This window comes from Lactococcus cremoris subsp. cremoris NBRC 100676 (assembly GCF_001591705.1).
GTDB lineage: Bacteria > Bacillota > Bacilli > Lactobacillales > Streptococcaceae > Lactococcus > Lactococcus cremoris.
Genome location: NZ_BCVK01000024.1, coordinates 1 through 22,709, shown reverse-complemented (window position 1 = coordinate 22,709; position 22,709 = coordinate 1). Strand labels below are relative to the sequence as shown.

Here is a 22,709-nt window from a genome sequence, read left to right as displayed (position 1 = left end):
TACATGATGAATCCGGCAGAAATTTTAACTGCGACCATTCACCACGGTCAGGAAAAAATAAAACGTCCTTTTTTAGAAAAAGCCGTTCTTGGTTTTATTGGTGGGGCAATGATTTCTTTTGGCTACTTGCTTTATATTCGGGCGATAGCTTCGTTAGCTGACGAACTAGGAAGTCTTGCAAGTTTGATTGGAGCGAGTGTTTTTCCAATTGGGCTAATCGTTATCTTATTGGGTGGTGGCGAGCTGATTACTTCAAACATGACCGCTGTTTCGACTTCATTTTTTGCTAAAAAAGTGACTTTGAGTGAATTACTAAAAAATTGGTTAATCATTACTGTATTTAATGTCCTTGGTGCTATTTTTGTCGCTTTTGTTTTTGGACATCTTGTCGGATTGACAGGTATTGGAGCTTACAAAACGGAGCTTCTTAGTTTAGCACAATCGAAAATAAATGCTAGTTGGTCCCAAGAATTTCTCTCAGGAATCGGATGTAATTGGTTTGTTGGTCTGGCAATGTGGATGTGTTATGGGGCTAAAAATGCTGCTGGAAAAGTATTAGCAGTTTGGTTTCCGGTTATGGCTTTCGTTGCGATTGGTTTTCAGCATAGTATAGCTAATGCCTTTGTCATTCCAGCGGCAATTTTTGAAAATGGAGCAAGCTGGCTCGATTTTGCTCATAATTTTCTATTTGTTTATCTTGGTAATCTCTTTGGAGGGTCAATATTTGTTGCTGGATTTTATAGTTTAGGCTATCGAAGACAAGCAAGGGAACAAGAAGAACTAAAAAATAAAGAAAAAAGTTACTGACAAAAAGTCAGTAACTATTTTTTTAACTGATGATAACGATTGTACCAAATTTCAACGTATTCTTTAGAAAAAGGCCCTTTTTCATTGTTAATCCAGTCAACAAGAATTTTGACATTTTCTTTTAGAATATGATCAATTTCTTTTGGATAGTGCATTTTGCGTCGGTGGCGCTCATATTCTTCAACATCGAGTAATTTCTTTTCTCCATCTTTGAAGACTTTCACGTCAAGGTCGTAATCAATATATTTCAGCGCTTCGTTATCGAGGACGAAGGGGCTCGCTAGATTGCAGTAGTAGCTAACGCCTTCCTCACGAATCATAGCAATGATGTTAAACCAAAACTTTTTGTGGAAGTAAACAATAGCAGGTTCGCGCGTGACCCAACGGCGATCGTCAGATTCCGTCACTAAAGTGTGATCATTTACTCCAATAATTGAATTTTCATTTGTTTTTAGAACCATGGTATCGCGCCAAGTGCGATGTAGATTCCCATCATGTTTATAGCTTTGAATCGTGATGAAGTCGCCTTCTTTCGGAATTTTCAAGGCTATTCTCTCTTTCTCAATTCAAAGTTATCATCTATTAATATACCATTTTTTAAATGAAATTTACAGTAAAAATGTTTAGTTTAGACAATAAATTGCTAATAAATGTTCGGATTTTTAATTTTTATGTAGTAAAAGTGAGTTTTTATACTGATGGCTAATATTAGTCGTCTAAGTCAAAAATTGTCAAAGACGATTGAAATTCCTTCATCAAGTTTTCTCTTCGAAATGCTTGCCAATCGGAACTTTTACGAAGCGCATTATAACGTTTTCTCAAATGCCAATTTTCAGCAATCTGATATTGTGGATATTTGGCTAAAAATTCATTGACCATTTGCCATTCGTAAGGATATCCAAGAGGTCTCGCATGGTAAAGAATGTTATCAATCTTAAGGGGAGTTCGTCTTTGATGAAGATGTCCAAAAATGACGTCCGTAACTTTTGGAAAGTGGCAAAAAAGTTCATGGAAATGCTGAGAGCCCAAATAAGCATTAAAGCGAGCAAATTTTTCATAGCGGGTATTAATGATAAATTGCTGATGAGGGACAAAATGTGTGCTGACAATAATTCTCTCAATCTCTGGCTTTGCTGACAATTCTGTCAGTAAAGTTTCTAGTTTCTCTAATTCGATAGCTGTCGTCTTGATATCATCAAATTGGCGATGGATTTTTCGGTCAAAATAAAAGGAATTTTTAAAAGCGATAATTTTTTGAAAATCGGCTTTTTCTTTCATAAAGGAATAGTCGTACCAACCATGAAAACTGACAAAGGCGGTCGATGCAAAAGTTTTCACTTTAAAATTACTGACAGAGATTTCTTCCTCAGAAAGTTCAACCATATCATGATTTCCAAGGCTAAAAGTGACTGATAAATCTGTCAGTGATTCTAATTGATGAAAAAAAGGTTCAGAGATATTATGTAAATCATTAGAAATATCTCCAGCAAAATGTAAATCTGTAATTTGTAAATCATTTAGAAGGGATATAAAAAGTTCAATTTCCTCTATAGAAAAGTGATTACTGTCCAAATGAAAATCTGAAATTATAGCCAATCGTCTTTTTTTAGTCATAGTCAAATTATAGCATGTGTCAGTAATTCTATCTAATATATAATTTTTGAGATTCCTATTATAAAAAAGTTTAAGTCCATTTTCTATTGAATAGCTTAGGTTAGGCTTATAGGCGGTGAATATGGTATAATGCAACTATGGAATTATCAGAAATTAGAAATTTACTTGAAGGGTATAGCGAGAAGATTAATGGCTTTCGTGACTCCTTAGATCTTAACCGTTTGGAAGAAGAAATTGCTTTATTAGAAAATGATATGGCGCAGCCTGAATTTTGGAATGATCAAGCAGCGGCTCAAAAAGTAATTGACGAATCAAATGCTTTAAAAGCAAAATACGACAATTATCAAGCCATGAATAACATGCTTGAAGAAGCTCAAACCATGCTTGAAATGCTTCAGGAAGAAGCTGATGAAGACATGCAAGTCGAATTAGAAGAGATGACCACAGCTCTTGGTCAAAAAATTGAATCTTACGAACTCGAAATCATGCTTAATCAACCCTATGACCACATGAATGCGGTACTTGAAATCCATCCAGGTTCTGGTGGAACAGAGTCGCAGGACTGGGGCTCAATGCTCATGCGGATGTATACCCGCTGGGGTGAAGCGCATGGCTTTAAAGTAGAAATTTTGGACTATCAAGATGGAGATGTTGCTGGACTTAAATCAGTAGCCATTCGTTTTGTTGGGCGAAATGCTTATGGTTTTTTGCGCGGCGAAAAAGGAGTTCATCGTTTAGTTCGCATATCGCCATTTGATTCTGCTAATCGTCGTCATACTTCATTTACTTCAGTAGACGTGATGCCAGAACTGGATGATTCAATTGAAGTTGAAGTTCGTGATGCTGATGTGAAAATGGATACCTTCCGTTCTGGAGGAGCAGGTGGACAAAATGTCAATAAAGTATCCACAGGGGTTCGCTTGACTCACGTTCCAACAGGGATTGTTGTCCAATCAACAATGGATAGAACACAATATGGTAACCGTGACAAGGCCATGGCTATGTTGAAGTCAAAACTCTATCAATTAGAAATGGATAAAAAGCAAGCAGAAGTTGATGAACTTCGAGGAGACCAATCAGAAATCTCTTGGGGAAGTCAAATTCGTTCTTATGTTTTCATGCCATATCAGTTAGTCAAAGACACACGGACTGGTTATGAAACAGGACAAATTTCAAACGTTATGGACGGTGAAATAGACGGATTTATCAATGCTTACCTTCGTTGGAACCTCTAAAATTAAGCTGGTTCTTGGAGTTGTTGAAATAATTACGAAACATTAAAGTTATTAATGAAAAGATTATAAAATAAAAGTGCTACCTAAAGCACTTTTATTTTGATATAATTATTAGTAGTTCTGCTGAGGGAAATTTATTTATTACTGTCAGTAGAATGGAAGAGAAGTCTTATCGAGAAATAAAAAAGGTACAGTGCTGTGCCCGTTTTCTTGTTTTTTGATAAAATCCTCTTAAAAGCATCCATAGTGATTAAAATATGGATTTTACTAATAAGTTGCTGACTCATTCGTTAGTAATTGTCAGTCAAATCTAACACAGGAAAGGTACTATGAGTATTATAAAACTAAGCAACGTTTCCAAGAAATATTCTAATGGAACAACGGCTTTGCGTAATATCTCGCTCGAAATTGAAGCGGGAGAATTTACCTATATCGTTGGACCATCAGGAGCTGGGAAATCGACCTTTATCAAACTACTTTATCGTGAATTAAAGATTGACCGTGGTTCTGGAACAGTTGCGCAATATGATTTATCTAAATTAAGACGTCGAGACGTTCCGTTGTTACGTCGTTCTGTAGGTGTGGTTTTCCAAGACTATAAACTCTTATCAAAGAAAACAGTTTATGAAAACATTGCCTATGCCATGGAAGTTATTGGTAAAAGTCCGCGCGAAATCAAAAAACGGGTCAATGAAGTGCTTGACCTCGTTGGATTGAAACACAAGATTCGTTCATTTCCAAATGAACTTTCAGGTGGGGAACAGCAACGTGTGGCAATCGCCCGCTCGATTGCTAATGCACCAAAAGTATTGATTGCCGATGAACCGACAGGGAACTTAGACCCTGAAAATTCTTGGGAAATCATGAATTTGCTTGAAAAAATTAATCTTCAAGGGACGACTATTTTGATGGCGACCCATAATAGCCAAATTGTTAACACCTTAAAACATCGTGTTATCGCTATTGAAAACGGACGAATTGTCCGCGACCAAGAGGAAGGAGTTTACGGCTACGATGATTAGAAATTTCTTCAAACATATTTTGGAATCGCTCAAAAACTTAAAACGTAATGGTTGGATGACAGTTGCTGCTGTTTCATCAGTAACAATTACCTTGGTTTTAGTTGGACTTTTCCTTTCAATTATCCTGAACACTCAAAGATTGACTAAGGGAATTGAAAACAATGTCCGGATTGTTGCCTATATGAAATTAGACGTCCATGACCAGGAAGTGAAGATTCAAGATCCAAAAAACAATAAAAAAATAATTAATAATCCTGACCATCTTAAGATTTATGATTCAATCAAAGAAATTCCTAATGTAAAAACAGTAACTTTTTCAAGTAAAGAAGCTCAATTACAAGAATTGACTAAGGCCTTAGGAAATAACTGGAACCTTTTTAAAGGGGATGCAAATCCACTTTACGATGCTTATATCGTTGAAGCTGACAAGCCAATTAATGTAAAAGCAGTTACTTCTAAAATTTCCAAACTTTCAGGAATTGAAAAAGCAACTTATGGTGGTGCCAATACCGCAAAACTTTTCCAAATTGCACGAGGAGTTCAAACTTGGGGAACTGCAGCAGCGATTTTATTAATCTTTGTCGCGGTCTTCTTGATCTCTAACACCATTCGAATCACTATCCTATCAAGACAACGTGAGATTCAAATCATGCGTCTGGTTGGGGCTAAAAATGGTTATATTCGTTGGCCATTCTTCTTAGAGGGAGCTTGGGTTGGACTTTTAGGTTCAATTATTCCAAGTCTTATCGTTGCTTGGGCTTATCGTCTTGCTTTTGTTAGTCTGACACCAAGTCTTCAATCACAAAAACTTTCGATGTATGAGACTAGCGAGTTCATTCCAGCCATTGTTGGATTGATGGCTATAATTGGTATTTTGATTGGTTCATTCGGGGCCCTCTTATCAATGCGTCGTTTCCTTAAAATTTAATAATAACAATGAAAGAGAAGATAAATCTTCTCTTTTTTTGTTCAAATAAAAAGTCTGTCAGTAATTAAGTTATAAACTTAATTACTGACAGACTTTAAAATTTATTTAATTAAATGTCATAATCTTCGTCAGACATTGCTTCCACTTCACCAAGGAGGTAAGAATTACCAACTTGTGAGAAGAAGTCATGGTTTGATGAAGAAGTTGAAATTCCGTTCATGACAACAGGATTGACATCGGCTGCAGTATCAGGGAAAAGTGGGTCTTGTCCGAGATTCATTAAGGCCTTATTAGCATTATAGCGTAAGAAAGTTAAGACTTCATCAGTCCAACCCACTTTATCATAAAGTAAATGAGAGTAGTTTTCTTCATTTTCGTAGAGTTTGTAGAGGAGCTCATACATCCAATCACGGAATTCACTTTGCTCATCTTCAGATAATTCATTAAAACCAAGCTGGAATTTATAACCAATATAAGTACCGTGTACAGATTCATCACGAATAATCAACTTGATAATTTCTGCTGAGTTAATCATCTTATTATTTCCAAGATAAAGTAAAGGTGTATAGAATCCTGAATAGAAGAGGCAAGTTTCAAGAAATACAGAAGCCACTTTCTTTTGAAGAGCGGTGCCAGATTCATAAATCTTATTGATGATTTCAGCCTTTGTCTGCATATAGACATTGGTATCCACCCAGTTAAAGAGTTCTTCAATTTCCTTTTTAGTATTTAAAGTTGAGAAAATTGTAGAATAAGATTTAGCATGGACTGACTCCATAAATTGGATATTATTGAAACAAGCAATTTCTTGAGGAGTTCTCGCATCATGTTTGAGGACTTCAGCTCCATCTACTGATTGTAAAGTATCAAGGAGAGTCAATCCAGCGAAGGCTTTAGCAAAAGTATCACGCTCAAGCTGTGGCAATTTACGCCAATCGTCCAAGTCATTAGAGACAGGAACACGTGTATCCAACCAGAATTGGCTAGTTAATTTCTCCCAAGTGTATTTATCGATTGAATCTTCAATAGAATTCCAGTCAATCGCACTATAATAAGTGGGGACAGTAAGATTTTCAGTTTCAGACATATTATTTCTCTCTTTTTAGCTACCGACAATTACTGTCAGTAAATTTTTTATCACTGACAATGTCGTCAGTAAAAATAGCTAGCTCATGACACCAAAAACTTTCGATAATTTATCAAAAGTTTGGCGTCAGTAAATTATTTTAGACCCTAGGTCATGTTGATAGTTATACGTCGCACTTTGACCGACGATTTTTCGGAAAAATGAAACAAGTAAGAAAGTAGAAAGTCCGCTCTAGCGGCCTTCGTATAAACACTAGATTCTTTAGCATTATTGTTTATCTTGTTTACGTCGTTTCCATTCATTGACGATACTTCAATGAATGAAAACAAGTAAGAAAATAGAAAGTTCGCTCTAGCGGCTTTCGCATAAACAATAGGTGCTTTAGCATCATTGTTTATGTTTTATTAAATGACACAACTTTCACATTGGTTAGCACCGACTTCCTCTTGGTCATCAGTAAATGTACGAATGTAATAAATTGTTTTAATTCCTTTTTTGTAAGCATAGTTACGCAAAATAGACAAATCACGTGTGGTCATTTTATTATTTGCAACTTTCCATTCATACAAACCTTCTGGTAAAGTTGAACGCATAAATAATGTGAGTGACAATCCTTGGTCAACGTGTTCTGTAGCAGCCGCATAAACATCAATGACCGAGCGCATATCAGTATCATAAGCTGATTTGTAGTAAGGAATTGTTTCAGTGGCAAGTCCAGCAGCTGGATAATAAATTTTCCCAACTTTCTTTTCTTGGCGTTCTTCAATCCGATTGACGATTGGGTGGATAGAAGAAGAGCAGTCATTGATATAAGAAATAGAACCATTTGGAGCTACAGCCATACGATAAGAATTATAAAGACCAGAAGTTTTTACAGTATCGCGTAATTCAGTCCAATCAGCGATTGTTGGAACGGCAATTCCTTTGAAAAGTTCTTGAACTTTAGGAGAAACAGCTGCAAAATAATCATGAGTCAAGTATTTATCAAAATAAGAACCATCATCATAGGCCGATTTTTCAAAATTCTTGAAGCTAGCCCCTTTTTCAACAGCCAATTTATTTGAAGCCACCAAAGTGTAGTAATTCAACAACATGAAATAGACACTTGTGAATTCAACGGCTTCTTTACTATCATAATGAATTTGATTTTGAGCTAAGAAAGAATGCAAGCCCATTGCTCCAAGCCCAATGGCATGCATTTCATCGTTTCCTTTACGAACAGTTGGAACAGTATCCAAGTTTGAAGTTTCAGAAATGAAAGTTAAAGCACGAACCATTGATTCAACAGAAGTTCCAAATTCATCACTAGAAGTCATCATATTTAAGACATTAGTTGAACCTAAGTTACAAGCAACGTCAGTTCCAACGACTTTATAAGTTTGGTCATCATTCAAAACAGAAGGTGTTTGAACTTGAAGGATTTCAGAACAAAGGTTTGACATTGAAATCACCCCATCAACAGGATTAGCTTGATTGACCGTATCGACATTCACGATATAAGGATAACCAGATTCTTGTTGAAGTTTTGAAAGTTCTTGTTCAAGCTCACGGGCATTAATTGGTGTTTTACGAATTTCTGGGTTAGCCACCATCTTGTCGTATTCAGCTGTAATATCGACTTCGGCAAAAGGTTTACCATAATATTTTTCAACGAAGTAAGGTTCAAAAAGATACATTGTTTCGCCTTTTTTAACCAATTCGTAGAATTTATCAGGAACAGTAACACCAAGTGAGAGTGTTTTAACACGGATTTTTTCGTCCGCATTTTCTTTTTTAGTTGATAAAAATTCCATGATATCTGGATGGAAAAGTGATAAATAAACTACACCAGCACCTTGTCGTTGCCCCAATTGATTGGCATAAGAAAAAGCATCTTCAAAAAGTTTCATGACAGGCACAACACCAGCGGCAACTCCATCATATCCTTTGATTGGTGCACCAGCAGCACGCAGATTAGTTAAATTAAGACCAACACCACCACCATTTTTAGAAAGTTGTAAGGCAGAATTAATCGTCCGTCCAATTGAATTCATATCATCAGTCAATTGTAAAAGAAAACAAGAAACGAATTCACCACGACGTTTACGTCCAGCATTTAAGAAAGTTGGAGTAGCCGGTTGATAACGACGATTAATCATTGCAAAAGCAAGATTATTAGCTAATTTTTCATCACCGTCAGCCATGTATAAAGCATTCATTAACACACGGTCTTCAAAATCTTCAAGATAGAGTGAACCGTCATTGTTTTTCATGGCATATTGATTATAAAATTTATAAGCAGCCATAAATGAATCAAAATGAAATTCAAATTTACTCAATTCTTTACGAAGATTTGTGATAAATTCTGGCTTATATTTTTCTAGAAATTCAGCTTCTAGGTATTCTTCTTTAACTAACCAATTAAGTTTATCGATATAAGTGTCAGCTTCATAACGATTAGGTTCAACATTCTCTTTGAAAAAAGCGGTAATTGCTTCTTTATCTTTGGCAAGAGGAATGCTACCATTCACGGGGATGTTAATCTCGTTATTGAGCTTGAAATAAGTTACATCTTTAAGTTGTTTTAGAGACATAATACTCCTTTTATAAAGTATTCACTTACTTTTAAAAATAAGTGAATCTGAAATGTATGATAAGTTCAAACTTGTTATTATAAAATAAAAGTTAAAATAAAGAAGCTTCACTCAAGTAGGGTGAAGCCATAAAAAATCACAGCGGATTTTTAAAGGTGACTTTCGCTCCTTGATCAAGCTGTGCAGCGAGTTTTTCAACGGCAGCAACATCAGCTGGCGTACCATTAAACTCAAAATCATATAAAAGTGGAATTTGATATTTTGCTGAAACTTCTTTAGCGGTAAAAATATAGATGCCAGCAAAATTACGATTTCCAGTGCCGATAATTCCACGACAATGTTTATAATTATCATTATAAGCCATAAAGTCAAAAACCGGGTCCATAACGTCTATTGATTTAGAAACGGTTGGTGATTCTTCAGCATAAGAGGGAGTTATCAAAAGGAAAGGCTCGTCCATCTCTAAATCATCGTCAGGTGTAATTTCGACATTCGGCAAGTCTGTTTTAGAAACAAAACGACGCGTTTGTCCAGTCACACTGAAATAAGCAAGTTTCATATTAAGCCAACTTTGCTAATTCAGAAGGACGGAAACCAGAAAAGGCGAAATCATCTTTTGTGATTACAGGAGCAGCTCGAAAACCCATTTCAATTACTTTTTCGACAAATTCAGGCTGTTCATCAATATTGATTTCGTTAAATGCAATTTCGTGTTCAGAAAGCCATTTTTTGACCATTTTGCATTGCATACAATTGTTTTTAGAATAAACTGTAACCATTTTAAATCTCCTTTTGGGGCCAATATATTTTTAGACGGGAGTAAAAAGTCCTTGACTTTTTCTCGAGTTTTTATAGTCTTATTTTAGCGTAAAAAAAATATCTAGTCAAATTAAAGATACTAGATATAGTGTTAAATTATGTAAAAAAAAGAAAAAAACACAATATATTGTGCTATTTTTCTTTTTGTCCCGATAAGTTTAAACCAAAGGGGACAAGGGATTCACAATGATTTTTGATTCTTTTGAGGTTTGTTTTATGTCGAAAAATGATAATAATTGCCAAAGCAAAAATAATAATCGAGAATAAAAGATCATAGGAAGTGAGAATAAATCCAAAGCTAGGGAAAATAAGAATTCCAAGCAGAGCAAAAATTGCGGCGACAACACTTGAGAGGCTAATCATACTAAAGAGCCAGAGAACAAGAATGAAAATAACGAGAAGATAAAGAAGAAAGAATGGACTAAATCCAAGGACGACACCAGCAGAAGTAGCCACAGCTTTCCCACCTTTAAAATGGTCGAAAATAGATAAGGTATGACCAATGACAGCCAACAATCCAAAAATTAAAGGAGAGACTCCATTAATATGGAAGATAAGTGGAAGAAGAGTTGCTAAAGTTCCTTTAAGCAAGTCAAAAATAAAGACCGCAATCCCAGCCTTTACACCAAGAATACGAAAAGTATTGGTCGTTCCAGTATTTCCTGAACCATAATCATGAAGATTTTTTTTGAAAAAAATCTTGCCAATCCATAGTCCAAAAGGAATTGCCCCTAAAAGATAGCTGGCAATGAGAAGAAGAATAATAATAAGCATAAGTTCTCCGAAGTTTATTTCGTTTAAAATCGATAATCTCTTTTAACTGTACAATTATACCATATTTTTATTAAAGATTACTGACAATATTGAAACTTATTGGCTTAATTGAAGCAAATATCTTACGATTAGCTTTTGAAATTCTCAGCAGTCCTTTGACAAAGCGTTCTGAACAAGGTACAATAATCAAGATGAATATTTTTTGTCAGTAAATTGCGAACAAAGCGAGTGATGATCTTGCTGATAAAAGATATGGGCTTTCGATGAGAGGAAAATAGATGGTAATAGATATTAATAATTACGATGACAGTGCAATTCAGGTCCTTGAAGGTTTGGACGCGGTCAGAAAGCGCCCAGGGATGTATATCGGATCAACTGATGGAACAGGTTTGCACCATTTGGTTTGGGAAATTGTAGATAATGCAGTCGATGAGGCCTTATCTGGTTTTGGGAATAAAATTACAGTGACCATTAATGCTGATGGTTCTTTATCTGTAGAAGATGAAGGGCGCGGAATGCCTGTCGGAAAACACGCGATGGGAATTCCAACTGTTGAGGTTATTTTCACTATTCTTCATGCTGGTGGTAAATTTGGTCAAGGGGGATATAAAACTTCTGGTGGATTGCATGGTGTAGGATCTTCGGTGGTAAATGCTCTTTCTACTTGGTTAGAAGTTGAAATCACTCGTGATGGGACTGTTTATCGCCAACGTTTTGAAAATGGAGGACATCCAGCAACTACTTTGGAAAAAATAGGGAAAGCTCCGAAATCAAAAACGGGGACAAAAGTGACTTTCATGCCCGATTCTACTATTTTTTCAACAACTGAATTTAAATATAACATCATCTCTGAGCGTTTAAATGAATCGGCCTTTCTTTTGAAAGAAGTAACGATTAGTCTTGAAGATAAACGTACGGATGAAAAAGAAGAATTTCATTATGAAAATGGAGTTCAGGATTTTGTAGCCTACCTGAATGAAGATAAAGATAGCTTAACTCCAGTTCTTTATTTTGAAGGAAAGCAAGATGGTTTTGAAGTTGAAGTTGCCCTCCAGTATAATGATGGCTATTCAGAAAATATTCTTTCGTTTGTTAATAATGTTCGGACTAAAGATGGCGGAACGCACGAAGCAGGTTTAAAAACAGCTATCACTAAGGCAATGAACGAATATGCTCGTAAAGTCAATTTGCTTAAAGATAAAGATAAAAATCTGGAAGGGTCTGATTATCGTGAAGGTTTAACGGCAGTTTTATCTGTATTAATTCCAGAGGAACATCTCCAATTTGAAGGACAAACCAAAGATAAATTGGGTTCACCTTTGGCTCGTCCAGTGGTGGACAGCCTCGTTTCTGAAAAATTAAGTTTTTATTTGATGGAAAATGGTGAATTGGCTCAAAACCTGATTCGTAAAGCAATCAAAGCGCGTGAAGCACGTGAAGCAGCTCGTAAAGCACGCGAAGATTCTCGAAATGGTAAAAAATCTAAAAAAGATAAGGGTCTTTTGTCAGGGAAATTAACACCTGCCCAAACAAAAAATCCAAATAAAAATGAACTTTATTTGGTCGAAGGGGATTCAGCGGGCGGCTCTGCCAAACAAGGACGAGACCGAAAATTTCAAGCTATTTTGCCTTTACGTGGGAAAGTAATTAATACCGAAAAAGCAAAAATGCAAGATATTCTCAAAAATGAGGAAATCAATACCATGATTTACACTATTGGTGCTGGTGTTGGTGCAGATTTTACTTTGGCTGACCGTAATTATGATAAAGTGATTATCATGACCGATGCGGATACTGATGGGGCACACATTCAAACACTTTTATTGACTTTCTTCTATCGCTATATGAAACCTCTTGTAGAAGCTGGACATGTTTATATTGCGCTTCCTCCACTTTATAAAATGAGTGAAGGAAAAGGAAAAAAAGAGAAGATAGGGTACGCTTGGACAGATGGCGAGCTAGCAGAACTTCGTAAGCAGTTTGGTAAAAATGCAAATCTTCAACGTTATAAAGGACTGGGGGAAATGAACGCTGACCAACTTTGGGAAACAACGATGGACCCAGAAACTCGGACACTGATTCAAGTAACAATTGATGATGCAGCGCAAGCAGAAAAGCGTGTTTCCGTGCTGATGGGTGATAAAGTTGAACCACGTCGTAAATGGATTGAAAATAATGTGAAATTTACGATGGAAGAAGATACAGCTTTCTAAACAATTTTATTCAAATAATTACCTCGATTTTTCGAGGTTTTTTGCTTTAATTTGTGATAAAATGAAAGAAAATCTAAAAGACTTTCTTATAACGAAAAGATAAGCAATGCAAAATTCAGCATTAATTATTATTGATTTACAAGCATTCATTAAGAAATTAGCAAAAAAAGCTGAACCTTATGGTTGGGATAAAATCATTGAGAACAATCGAGCGCTGATTGCCGCTTTTGACCAAGCAAATCAGCCGGTTTATTTAGTGACAGTTGAGCCAAAAATACTTTGGAAATCCGCTAAAGAAGCTTTTTCTCGCATGATTCTACAAGATGAATTAGATAATAATTCAAGACTGCATAAGTTGGTAAAATTTGGCCCATCAGCATTTAAACAATCAGACTATGGCTTAGCTGATGAGCTAAAAAAACTTTCTGTCAGTAAAATCTATGTTACTGGGGTTTCGTTGAGTAATGGTGTCGTCAAAACAGCCAAGGATGGAGCTGAATCTGCTTTTGAGTCTTTCATTATCGAAGATGCTTGCGCTGACAGAAAGTTAAAAAACTTCCAGAAAACGCTGACAGAAATTCCTAAATTTGGGAAAGTAATTAAAACAAAAGAAATTATTGAGGAACTAAATAAAAATGTCTGAGAAATATGTCGTATTTGACTTTGAAACCACAGGATTTTCTGCACAAAAAAATGAAATTATTCAAATTGGTGCGGTAAAATATGATGAAAATAATCAAGAACTTGCCAGATTCAATCAATTAGTAAAAAACCAACGTTCTTATGTTTCGACAGAAATTACCCAATTGACTGGGATAAAACCAGCGGATTTGTTAAATCAACCAACGATTGAAGAAATCTTACCCGATTTTTTAGATTTTATCAAAGGTCATTTATTAGTGGCACATAACGCACCTTTTGATATTTCATTCCTCTATCAAGCGATTATTGATTGCGCCATCACCGATGTTGAAGCTTTTCGTGTCTATGATACTTTAGCAGAAAGTAAAAAACTTCTGACCATGTCCTCTTATGCTTTGGAAAATTTCAAAGATTTACTGGAAATGAATGATTTACGTTCGCATGATGCCCTTAATGACTGTCTAATTACAGCTAAACTCTATCAATATTTACAAAAAATTGAAGAAGTTGAGCGATCAGTAGAATCAGAAGTTGCTGACGAACTTGGTCAGTTAGATTTATTTGGTGACAGTTCTGATGAAATTACTGACAGCATTCGTCGAAAGTTAAACTTACCCATTACCAAGGCTTTGGTCTACTATCAGCAAAATTTGGAACGAAAATGGGAACGGTTTGAAGTCCTAGGAATTTCGGTTGAACGAGAATATTCTACAGGTTCAAGTCTAAAAATTCGTTTACATAATTCAGAAAAAGTGAAAATTCATTCTGATTTTCTAAAAGAAATGCAAAAAGCCAATTTCGTCACGATTATGGAGGAAGAGAAATGACAGCAATTTGGAAATTAAAAAACTTTAATCAATTAACAACAGATGAGATGTATCAACTTTTGAGTTTGCGTACGGCTGTCTTTGTTGTGGAGCAAAATTGTCCTTACCAAGAACTTGACGGTAAAGACCAAGTGGCGCAACATCTTTGGTTAGAAAATGACAAAGGAGAGTTGATGGCCCTTTGTCGTCTTCTTCCACAAGGGATTTCATTTAATGAGGCTTCGATTGGTCGTGTCCTTGTTAATCCTGAATTTCGTGGACAAAATCTTGGACGTGGTCTTATTGATAAGGCTTTGGAAGTTCTCAAAGAAAATGGGGAAGCAGCAGTGACTATCGAGGCCCAATATTATTTACGAGATTTTTATGCTTCATTTGGCTTTGTTGAAAATTCAGAACCCTTTTATGAAGATGATATTAAACATGTAAATATGATATTGAACTTCTAAGATGAAAAAATTTACTGACAGCTTTGTCAGTAATTTTTTCACTTCAAATTAAGCTGTCAGTAGTTTTTCAAGAGATAAACAATCTTATCGATTTTGCCCAATAAATAATGTGTCAGTTTTTTTCGTTTTAATTTTGTGGTAGAATAGGAAAAGTGATTTTATATTCTAGTCTGATAGACTAGAAGAACTGTCAGTAAAAATCATTCTTATTATAAGTTAATAAAAGAATTAGTATAAAAATTAAAGAAATTTTCTAAAAAGAAAGTTGAAATATGTCAAACATTCAAACCTTACCATTAGAAGATATAATGGGCGACCGATTTGGTCGATATTCAAAATATATCATTCAGGAGCGGGCGCTACCCGACATCCGTGATGGTTTAAAACCCGTACAGCGTCGAATTCTTTATTCGATGAACAAAGACGGAAATACCTTTGATAAGTCCTACCGTAAGTCAGCCAAATCGGTCGGGAACGTCATGGGTAATTTTCACCCACACGGTGATAGCTCAATTTATGAAGCGATGATTCGGATGAGTCAAGACTGGAAAATGGGCGAACCTTTAATTGAAATGCACGGGAATAACGGTTCGATGGATGGTGATCCACCTGCCGCAATGCGTTATACCGAAGCTCGTCTTTCAGAAATTTCTGGATACCTGTTATCAGATATTGAGAAAGATACCGTAAGTCAGGCTTGGAACTTTGATGATACAGAGAAAGAACCAACCGTTTTACCAGCTGCTTTTCCAAATCTTTTAGTCAATGGTTCAACCGGGATATCAGCCGGTTATGCCACAGATATTCCACCCCATAATCTTGGCGAAGTCATTGATGCAACCATTCATATGATTGACCACCCTAAAGCTGATGTAGAAAAAATCATGGAATTTTTACCTGGACCCGATTTTCCTACTGGCGGAATCATTCAAGGGAAAGGTGAAATCAGAAAAGCTTATGAAAAAGGAAAAGGGCGCATCGTTGTTCGTTCAAAAGTTGATATTGAACCAATGAAAGGCGGCCGTGAGCAACTTATTGTTACTGAAATTCCTTTTGAATTAAATAAAGCAAACTTAGTCAAGAAAATTGACGATGTTCGTGTCAATGCTAAAGTGCCAGGTATTGCTGAAGTTCGTGATGAATCTGACCGCGAAGGATTGCGGATTGCAATTGAATTAAAGAAAGAAGCAGATAGTCAGCTTGTTTTGAATTACTTGTTCAAAAATACTGATTTACAAGTAAATTATAACTTTAACATGGTCGCAATTGACAACATGACACCTGTTCAAACTGGTGTCTTACAAATGCTCCGTTCTTACGTTAAACACCGCGAAGATGTCATTATCAAACGCTCGCAATTTGACCTAAATAAAGCGGAAAAAAGACTTCATATTGTTGAAGGTCTGATTCGCATGGTTTCTATTTTAGATGAAGTGGTGGCAACGATTCGTGCTTCAGAAAATAAAGCAGATGCCAAAGAAAATATCAAAGTTTCATTTGGATTTACCGAAGAACAAGCCGAAGCTATTGTCACTTTGCAACTTTATCGTTTGACCAATACTGACATTGTCACTTTGCAAAATGAACAAGCTGAATTAGAGCAAAAAATTCTTGAACTTAAAGCGATTATTAATGATGAACGTACCTTGTTTAATTTAATGAAGCGCGAACTGCGTGAAGTGAAGAAAAAATTTGCCAAACCACGCCGTAGTGAACTTCAAGATGAAGTACAAACCATTGAGATAGAAGCCAGTGAATTGATTGTCGCTGAAGATACTGTCGTTTCAGTAACTCGTTCAGGTTATATCAAACGAACATCACCTCGGTCATTTGCTTCATCAGCACTTGAAGAAATCGGGAAACGTGATGATGACGAACTTCTTTACTATGCTAACGCTAAAACAACACAACATCTCTTGATTTTCACAAATCTTGGTAATGTGATTTACCGTCCAATTCATGAACTTTCTGACGTTCGCTGGAAGGATATTGGAGAACATTTGTCACAAAGTCTTTCTAATTTTTCATCTGATGAAAAAGTAATTTATGTTCAAATTGTTGATGCATTTGCAGGTGAAAATCTAGTCGTGGTTACACGAAATGGACAAATTAAACAAATTGAACGTGAAAGTTTTTCACCATGGCGAACTTACCGCTCGAAGTCAACTCCTTATGCTAAACTTAAAGGAAATGATGATGAAATTGTACTCATTAGTCCTGTTCAATTTACTGACCTCATGATTATTTCTGAAAATGGCTATGCCCTTCGCTTTAATCTGGATGATGTCCCAGTCTTGGGTGCTAGAGCAGCAGGTGTGAAGGCAATGAATCTTAAAAATGATGATAAGATAAAAGCAGCTTTCTTTGTCAACTCAAATAGTTGGTATCTGTTGACTCAACGGGCATTTATTAAACGAGTTAAAACAGAGGATATTCCAGCCACATCACGAGCAAATCGAGGTCTTCAAGTTTTACGGACATTGAAGACAAATAACCATACCGTATTTGCGGCTGGTTTAATCAATTCAACTGCTGATTTATCAGCATTGACCGAAGAATTAGATTTGTTCAGTCAAGCTAAAGCACCAGCGACAAAAGAAACTGATGAACAAGTATTAGAAGTAATCAGTGAGACTGGCAAGAAATATGATATTAATTTGTGCGATTTATCATTATCAGATCGAACAAGTAATGGACATCCAATTGCTGATGATCTTGAAAAAATTGCAAGCGTAAAAATAAAATAAAAAAATCAGCTTTTGCTGAATTTTTTTATTGTCTTCGACCAATAATATAACGAAAGAGGGCAGCATATAGTAGCCAAAGAATGATACAGGCGCCAATAATCCAGACCCAAGCATCTTTTTGATGAGTGAGCGGAAGCGGAATATTCATTCCAAAAAAACCAGTAATGACGGCCAAACCAGCTAAAAGAACTGATACGATAGTTAAGGTCGTCATATTATCATTTAGATTATTATTAAGGACATTATTATAAGTTCCGGCCAACTGTTCAAGAATTTGTGCATTGAGCTGAGTCATACTTGCAAGCTGTTGGGCTTCGATTATCGCATCTTCAAGCTGTTCTTTTTCAGTTTCATTGAACTGTCTGTAAATACTTTTAGTTTTAAGCTGCTCAAGTAGTAAAGTATTTTGATTGGCACTAGACACAATGTAGAGCATTCCTGTTTCAATATCAGAAAGTGCGAGCAAATTTTTCTTGGTTGTTTTTTCACGCAATTTTTGATTAATTTCTTCTTTAGACTTATCAATTTTTTCCAAATAAGGAAAGAAAGCCTCGGAAATTAAAAATAAACTGATAAAAAGAAGTTGATAGACCGTTTGTGGCCTATTTTGTAAACAATAACTTTTTATTTGATTAATTAAGTATTCATTTTCTGGATGATAGAGTGTAATTAATCGATTTTTTTGAGCTACAAAGGTAACGGGAACTGTCTTGTAATGAGCTTCTGACTTGAGTAAATCTAAACTATTAAAAATAAGCACAAAGTCTTGGCTGTCAGGAATAAATTCTGTATGGGGACGTTCGTTTTTATCTTCGGCATATTGAAGTGTTTCTAGGTCAATGCCATAAGTAGCAAGCTCAGAAGTATTTCTAAGATCCTCAACATTAAAAGAAAGCCAAGTGAGCTGATCATTTATTTTTATTTCTTGCATGATATTATCCTATTGTTCTAATAGAGCCATTTTAGCAAAATTGTAATTTTTGAGCAAATATATAAATATAATATTATTTGATAAATAAAAATATCATTAGACTTTTGATAGGACCTTCAAAATAATTATTTTAAAGAATACGTTTTTATATCTTGACAATCTTTAAAATTAAATGCTATACTTTAGCTACAATTTAATAAATCTTCAGGGCAGGGTGAAATTCCCTACCAGCGGTATAGCCCGCGAGCTGCTAGCAGCATGATTCGGTGAAACTCCGAGGCCGACAGTATAGTCTGGATGAAAGAAGATAAAAACCCATAATACTCATGATAGTATTATTTCTATTTAGCCTTAAACTCTGGAGTGAATCTATCTAATTCACTCCATTTTTGGTTTTTTTGAGCTATTTTTTTGCTTGAATAAAATAGAAAATTATCCTAAGCCCTTGAAATATTATTTTGGGGCTTATTTTTTTTAGAAAGGATAAATGGATGGAAAATGATGAGCATTTTATGAATTTAGCAATCCTACTGGCTCGAAAAGGAGGGGGAAACGTTAATCCAAATCCTCAAGTAGGAGCGATTATTGTCAATGATGGTCAAATTATTGGTCAAGGTTATCATGAGAAATATGGAGAAGCACATGCGGAAATCAATGCATTTAAATCTTGTATAGAATCACCGGAGGGGTCAACCATTTATGTGACCTTAGAACCTTGTGCCCACCAAGGCAAGCAACCGCCTTGTTTTGAAGCAATCATCAAAAATAAAGTGAAGCGTGTAGTCATTGGGAGTCTAGACCCAAATCCTTTAGTAGCCGGTAAGGGAATTGAAGCAATGAAAAAAGCTGGAATTGATGTTTCATTAAAAGTTCTAGAAAAAGAGTGCAAAGACTTAAATAAGATTTTTTTCATTACGTCACTCAAAGAACCCCCTACGTCATGATGAAGTATGCGATGACTCTTGATGGAAAAATTGCGACTTATAAAGGTCAATCCAAATGGATTACAGGTGAAAAAGCAAGACAAAAGGTACATGAAGACCGTTCACGTTTCATGGCAATCATGATTGGTGTTGAAACACTTCTGAAAGATGACCCACAATTAACTGCCAGAATAAAAAATGGGATAAATCCAATTAGAATTATTTGTGATACTCAACTTCGAACCCCTCTTACGTCTAAGATTGTTTCTACTGCATTTGAAATTCCAACAATCATTGCTACCTCAAATGAAAACATTCAAAAACATCAAGCTTTTATTGAAGCCGGTTGCGAGATTTTACTAGTTTCTTCCATATCTGAACATTTGGATTTGAAAGATTTAATCACTAAGTTAGGAGAAAGAGAAATTGATAGTCTTATTTTAGAAGGGGGAGCAAGACTCAACGCCTCAGCATTAAAAGCAGGAATTGTTCAAAAAGTTCAGGCCTATATTGCGCCTAAAATATTTGGTGGGAAAGAAGCTCCAAGTCCTGTTGATGGACAAGGAGTAGAGCATCCCAATCAAGCCTATTTACTAGACCGACCGAAAGTGGTCTATTTAGGAGAAGATATATTATTAGAAAGTGAGCTCATTTAATGTTTACAGGAATTATTGAGGAAGTAGGAGAAGTAACTCAAATTCAAAAGAGAGATAAGTCGTCTAAATTAAGCATTCGAGCTTCCAGTATCTTAGAAGATTTAAAACTTGGGGATTCTATCTCAACAAATGGTCTCTGTTTGACTGTTTCCGCATTTAATCATAAAGAATTTACAGGAGATGTTATGCCAGAGAGTTTCAAGCGTTCAAATTTAGGGGAATTAACAGTAGGAAGTAAAGTTAATTTAGAGCGAGCAGTGGCTCTAAATGGTCGATTTGGCGGACATATTGTTTCAGGGCATATTGATGGTACAGGAAAGATTTTATCAATCAAGAAGGAAGAAAATGCGGTTTGGTTTGAAGTTCAAACAACTGTAGACTTAATGAAATATGTTGTTGAAAAAGGCTCTATTACGATTGATGGCATCAGTCTTACGGTGGCTCATGTGACTTCAAAATCTTTTAGTGTGTCAATAATTCCTCATACTATCAAAGAGACCATATTGTCTGCAAAGAAGGTTGGAGATAAAGTTAATTTGGAGAACGATATATTGGGTAAATATATCGAAAAATTACTTACTGGGAAAGATTCTTTTACAGGGTCTTCCTTGCTGACAAAGGATAAAATAATTGATTATGGATTTTAAGAGGAGATAAAATGTTTCAATATAATACAGTAGAAGAAGCCTTAACAGCCCTTAAAGCAGGCGAAATGATCATTGTCACTGATGACGAGAATAGAGAAAATGAAGGAGATTTGATTTGTGCAGCCGAAATGATTAGTCCAGAAAAGATAAACTTCATGGCCAGTCAGGCAAAGGGATTAATTTGTAGTCCGATGAGTGAAAAATATGCTAAGAGTCTGCATTTGTCAGCAATGACGGAGAGAAATACAGACAACCACGGGACAGCTTTTACTGTTTCTGTCGATCATGTAGAGACAAGTACAGGGGTATCAGCCTTTGACCGTTCGCTGACTATTAGAAAACTTGCTGATGAAGAAAGTTCAGTCGAAGATTTTCGAAGACCTGGTCATGTCTTTCCTCTGATTGCAAAGAAAAATGGAGTCTTAGAACGCAATGGACACACAGAAGCAACAGTTGATTTGTTACGACTTGCTGGTCTAAAGGAAGTGGGAGTTTGTGTTGAAATAATGGCCGAAGATGGTAGCATGATGCGCACAGAAGAACTTCAAGAAAAAGCAAAAGAATGGGACTTGAATTTTATCACAATCAAGGCCATACAAGAATATCGAAAACAAAATGAACAACTGGTTGAGCAAGTTACCAGAGCGAAACTTCCAACAAAATATGGTTATTTTGAAATCTTTGGATTTGTCAATAAAATAAATGGTGAGCATCATGTCGCCCTAGTTAAGGGGGACATTGGAGAGGGAGAAGCAGTGCTTTGCCGAGTTCATTCGGAATGTTTGACTGGAGATGCTTTTGGCTCAATGAAATGTGATTGTGGTGAACAATTAGAACAAGCTCTAACACAGATAAATGCCGAGGGACGAGGGGTTTTATTATATCTTCGGCAAGAAGGGCGAGGAATCGGTTTAATCAACAAACTTCGTGCTTATTCACTTCAAGATGAGGGGCTTGATACAATTGAAGCAAATTTAGCCCTAGGTTTTGAAGAAGATGCGCGTGAATACTCCATAGGTGCTCAAATTCTGAAAACACTTGGTGTGAAGTCTTTAAGATTAATGACTAATAACCCACAAAAAATCAATGATTTTTCAAAATATGGGCTACCAGTTAAAGAAAGAGTTCCAATTCAAATTAAAGAAAATGAATTTGATCAGGATTATTTAAAAGTAAAGCAAAATAAAATGGGACATTTGTTCGATTAAAATAAAAAGAAAGCATGGATAGAAAAATGACAGTCTTTGAGGGAAATTTAACAACAGGAAATGCCAAATATGGAATTGTAGTTGCACGTTTTAACGAATTCATCAACGCAAAACTCTTAGCAGGGGCCTTAGATGCTCTCAAAAGACATGGTGTTCAAGAAGAACAAATTGATATTGCTTGGGTGCCAGGAGCATTTGAAATTCCGCTTATTGCGCAAAAATGGCAAGTTCAGATAAATATGATGCCATTATCTGCTTAGGTACGGTGATTCGAGGTTCTACTTCACATTATGATTTTGTTTGTAGCGAGGTTTCTAAAGGGATTGCCCATGTTTCACTGAATTCAAATATCCCTGTTATGTTTGGAGTACTGACGACAGAGAATATTGAACAAGCGATTGAACGTTCAGGAACAAAAGCAGGAAATAAAGGATTTGAGGTAGCAGTTGGTGCGATTGAGATGGTTGATTTGATGGCTAAAATATCTTAAGTTGTTTAAAATTTGAAACCAGAAAAAATTAAAGAGCTCTACAAAGAAAATCAATTAATAAAAAATAAAAGGAAAGCTCTATATTGGCTCTCCTTTTATTTTTTATTAATACTTATTATA

The 22,709-nt window shown here is 35.7% G+C and carries 19 protein-coding genes, 2 pseudogenes and 1 riboswitch; of the genes and pseudogenes, 13 read left to right on the top strand and 8 right to left on the bottom strand.

Going from position 1 to position 22,709, the window contains the following annotated elements:
- The first annotated feature begins 3 nt into the window (after positions 1–3).
- Positions 4–807, top strand: coding sequence for a formate/nitrite transporter family protein (locus LLA01S_RS05745; protein ID WP_021165188.1), 804 nt, complete (start codon positions 4–6; stop codon positions 805–807).
- A gap of 14 nt (positions 808–821) precedes the next feature.
- Here the strand turns inward: LLA01S_RS05745 and ntdP are convergent, their stop codons facing one another.
- Together ntdP and LLA01S_RS05735 are read right to left on the bottom strand one after the other, a co-directional pair.
- Positions 822–1,352 carry a nucleoside tri-diphosphate phosphatase gene (gene ntdP / locus LLA01S_RS05740; protein ID WP_003130958.1) on the bottom strand — a complete coding sequence of 177 codons (531 nt, stop codon included), beginning with the start codon at positions 1,350–1,352 and terminating at the stop codon, positions 822–824.
- A 163-nt stretch (positions 1,353–1,515) separates the two neighbouring features.
- Positions 1,516–2,421: a metallophosphoesterase gene (locus LLA01S_RS05735; RefSeq protein WP_014572762.1), complete on the bottom strand. Its 906-nt coding sequence runs from the start codon at positions 2,419–2,421 to the stop codon at positions 1,516–1,518.
- Between the two features lie 137 nt (positions 2,422–2,558).
- Here LLA01S_RS05735 and prfB point away from each other — a divergent pair, with 137 nt between their 5' ends.
- The 3 genes from prfB (at position 2,559) to ftsX (ending at position 5,606) form a co-directional block, all read left to right on the top strand.
- Positions 2,559–3,656 carry a peptide chain release factor 2 gene (gene prfB / locus LLA01S_RS05730; protein ID WP_021165190.1) on the top strand — a complete coding sequence of 366 codons (1,098 nt, stop codon included), beginning with the start codon at positions 2,559–2,561 and terminating at the stop codon, positions 3,654–3,656.
- 329 nt (positions 3,657–3,985) lie between these two features.
- Positions 3,986–4,678: a cell division ATP-binding protein FtsE gene (gene ftsE / locus LLA01S_RS05725; protein WP_011675982.1), complete on the top strand. Its 693-nt coding sequence runs from the start codon at positions 3,986–3,988 to the stop codon at positions 4,676–4,678.
- Complete coding sequence (ftsX, locus tag LLA01S_RS05720; RefSeq protein WP_021165191.1) at positions 4,671–5,606, top strand: permease-like cell division protein FtsX; 936 nt, start codon at positions 4,671–4,673, stop codon at positions 5,604–5,606. Before ftsE ends, ftsX begins: the two co-directional genes overlap by 8 nt.
- 109 nt (positions 5,607–5,715) lie before the next feature.
- Here the strand turns inward: ftsX and nrdF are convergent, their stop codons facing one another.
- The 5 genes from nrdF to plsY all read right to left on the bottom strand — a co-directional run bounded on the left by nrdF (position 5,716) and on the right by plsY (position 10,859).
- Entirely contained in the window at positions 5,716–6,693 is a 978-nt protein-coding gene (gene nrdF, locus LLA01S_RS05715; RefSeq protein ID WP_011675984.1) for a class 1b ribonucleoside-diphosphate reductase subunit beta, read from the bottom strand.
- 404 nt (positions 6,694–7,097) lie between these two features.
- Positions 7,098–9,266, bottom strand: a complete 2,169-nt coding sequence (nrdE, locus tag LLA01S_RS05710; RefSeq protein WP_061777971.1) for a class 1b ribonucleoside-diphosphate reductase subunit alpha — start codon at positions 9,264–9,266, stop codon at positions 7,098–7,100.
- Between the two features lie 136 nt (positions 9,267–9,402).
- Positions 9,403–9,825, bottom strand: a complete 423-nt coding sequence (nrdI, locus tag LLA01S_RS05705; protein ID WP_011675986.1) for a class Ib ribonucleoside-diphosphate reductase assembly flavoprotein NrdI — start codon at positions 9,823–9,825, stop codon at positions 9,403–9,405.
- Position 9,826: 1 nt separating this feature from the next.
- Positions 9,827–10,045: a redoxin NrdH gene (locus LLA01S_RS05700; RefSeq protein WP_011675987.1), complete on the bottom strand. Its 219-nt coding sequence runs from the start codon at positions 10,043–10,045 to the stop codon at positions 9,827–9,829.
- 172 nt (positions 10,046–10,217) lie between these two features.
- Positions 10,218–10,859, bottom strand: coding sequence for a glycerol-3-phosphate 1-O-acyltransferase PlsY (plsY, locus tag LLA01S_RS05695; protein WP_011675988.1), 642 nt, complete (start codon positions 10,857–10,859; stop codon positions 10,218–10,220).
- Positions 10,860–11,137: 278 nt separating this feature from the next.
- Between plsY and parE the strand changes: the two genes are divergently transcribed.
- The 5 genes from parE to parC all read left to right on the top strand — a co-directional run bounded on the left by parE (position 11,138) and on the right by parC (position 17,734).
- The gene (gene parE / locus LLA01S_RS05690) at positions 11,138–13,072 is read left to right on the top strand and encodes a DNA topoisomerase IV subunit B (protein WP_061777970.1); all 1,935 of its coding nucleotides are present in this window, start codon (positions 11,138–11,140) and stop codon (positions 13,070–13,072) included.
- 106 nt (positions 13,073–13,178) lie between these two features.
- Positions 13,179–13,715: a cysteine hydrolase family protein gene (locus tag LLA01S_RS05685; protein ID WP_015082341.1), complete on the top strand. Its 537-nt coding sequence runs from the start codon at positions 13,179–13,181 to the stop codon at positions 13,713–13,715.
- Positions 13,708–14,541 (top strand): 3'-5' exonuclease, encoded by an 834-nt coding sequence (locus LLA01S_RS05680; protein WP_011675992.1) that lies wholly within the window; start codon positions 13,708–13,710, stop codon positions 14,539–14,541. The genes LLA01S_RS05685 and LLA01S_RS05680 overlap by 8 nt, the downstream gene beginning before the upstream one ends.
- Positions 14,538–14,987, top strand: a complete 450-nt coding sequence (locus LLA01S_RS05675) for a GNAT family N-acetyltransferase (RefSeq protein ID WP_014572756.1) — start codon at positions 14,538–14,540, stop codon at positions 14,985–14,987. The genes LLA01S_RS05680 and LLA01S_RS05675 overlap by 4 nt, the downstream gene beginning before the upstream one ends.
- Before the next feature lie 272 nt (positions 14,988–15,259).
- On the top strand, positions 15,260–17,734 hold the full coding sequence (parC, locus tag LLA01S_RS05670; protein WP_011675994.1) for a DNA topoisomerase IV subunit A: 2,475 nt from the start codon (positions 15,260–15,262) through the stop codon (positions 17,732–17,734).
- A 25-nt stretch (positions 17,735–17,759) separates the two neighbouring features.
- Here parC and LLA01S_RS05665 read toward each other — a convergent pair whose 3' ends face one another.
- Positions 17,760–18,665 (bottom strand): magnesium transporter CorA family protein, encoded by a 906-nt coding sequence (locus LLA01S_RS05665; protein ID WP_061777969.1) that lies wholly within the window; start codon positions 18,663–18,665, stop codon positions 17,760–17,762.
- 196 nt (positions 18,666–18,861) lie between these two features.
- A riboswitch (FMN riboswitch) is annotated at positions 18,862–18,978 on the top strand.
- 178 nt (positions 18,979–19,156) lie between these two features.
- Between LLA01S_RS05665 and ribD the strand changes: the two are divergent.
- The 4 genes and pseudogenes from ribD (at position 19,157) to ribH (ending at position 22,589) form a co-directional block, all read left to right on the top strand.
- A pseudogene (gene ribD / locus LLA01S_RS05660) lies at positions 19,157–20,244 on the top strand (bifunctional diaminohydroxyphosphoribosylaminopyrimidine deaminase/5-amino-6-(5-phosphoribosylamino)uracil reductase RibD).
- Positions 20,244–20,891 (top strand): riboflavin synthase, encoded by a 648-nt coding sequence (ribE, locus tag LLA01S_RS05655; RefSeq protein WP_021165198.1) that lies wholly within the window; start codon positions 20,244–20,246, stop codon positions 20,889–20,891. Before ribD ends, ribE begins: the two are co-directional and overlap by 1 nt.
- Positions 20,892–20,902: 11 nt before the next feature.
- Entirely contained in the window at positions 20,903–22,099 is a 1,197-nt protein-coding gene (locus LLA01S_RS05650) for a bifunctional 3,4-dihydroxy-2-butanone-4-phosphate synthase/GTP cyclohydrolase II (RefSeq protein ID WP_021165199.1), read from the top strand.
- A gap of 26 nt (positions 22,100–22,125) precedes the next feature.
- Positions 22,126–22,589: pseudogene (gene ribH / locus LLA01S_RS05645) on the top strand (6,7-dimethyl-8-ribityllumazine synthase).
- Positions 22,590–22,709 lie beyond the last annotated feature (120 nt).

Bases quoted from the DNA above. Each gene is read 5' to 3' on its own strand.
- parC (WP_011675994.1), top strand. From the start codon at position 15,260: ATGTCAAACATTCAAACCTTACCATTAGAAGATATAATGGGCGACCGA.
- nrdF (WP_011675984.1), bottom strand. From the start codon at position 6,693: ATGTCTGAAACTGAAAATCTTACTGTCCCCACTTATTATAGTGCGATT.
- prfB (WP_021165190.1), top strand. From the start codon at position 2,559: ATGGAATTATCAGAAATTAGAAATTTACTTGAAGGGTATAGCGAGAAG.
- nrdE (WP_061777971.1), bottom strand. From the start codon at position 9,266: ATGTCTCTAAAACAACTTAAAGATGTAACTTATTTCAAGCTCAATAAC.
- parE (WP_061777970.1), top strand. From the start codon at position 11,138: ATGGTAATAGATATTAATAATTACGATGACAGTGCAATTCAGGTCCTT.
- LLA01S_RS05675 (WP_014572756.1), top strand. From the start codon at position 14,538: ATGACAGCAATTTGGAAATTAAAAAACTTTAATCAATTAACAACAGAT.
- ribE (WP_021165198.1), top strand. From the start codon at position 20,244: ATGTTTACAGGAATTATTGAGGAAGTAGGAGAAGTAACTCAAATTCAA.
- plsY (WP_011675988.1), bottom strand. From the start codon at position 10,859: ATGCTTATTATTATTCTTCTTCTCATTGCCAGCTATCTTTTAGGGGCA.
- LLA01S_RS05650 (WP_021165199.1), top strand. From the start codon at position 20,903: ATGTTTCAATATAATACAGTAGAAGAAGCCTTAACAGCCCTTAAAGCA.
- LLA01S_RS05685 (WP_015082341.1), top strand. From the start codon at position 13,179: ATGCAAAATTCAGCATTAATTATTATTGATTTACAAGCATTCATTAAG.
- LLA01S_RS05680 (WP_011675992.1), top strand. From the start codon at position 13,708: ATGTCTGAGAAATATGTCGTATTTGACTTTGAAACCACAGGATTTTCT.
- LLA01S_RS05700 (WP_011675987.1), bottom strand. From the start codon at position 10,045: ATGGTTACAGTTTATTCTAAAAACAATTGTATGCAATGCAAAATGGTC.
- ftsX (WP_021165191.1), top strand. From the start codon at position 4,671: ATGATTAGAAATTTCTTCAAACATATTTTGGAATCGCTCAAAAACTTA.
- LLA01S_RS05665 (WP_061777969.1), bottom strand. From the start codon at position 18,665: ATGCAAGAAATAAAAATAAATGATCAGCTCACTTGGCTTTCTTTTAAT.
- LLA01S_RS05745 (WP_021165188.1), top strand. From the start codon at position 4: ATGATGAATCCGGCAGAAATTTTAACTGCGACCATTCACCACGGTCAG.
- ftsE (WP_011675982.1), top strand. From the start codon at position 3,986: ATGAGTATTATAAAACTAAGCAACGTTTCCAAGAAATATTCTAATGGA.
- nrdI (WP_011675986.1), bottom strand. From the start codon at position 9,825: ATGAAACTTGCTTATTTCAGTGTGACTGGACAAACGCGTCGTTTTGTT.
- LLA01S_RS05735 (WP_014572762.1), bottom strand. From the start codon at position 2,421: ATGACTAAAAAAAGACGATTGGCTATAATTTCAGATTTTCATTTGGAC.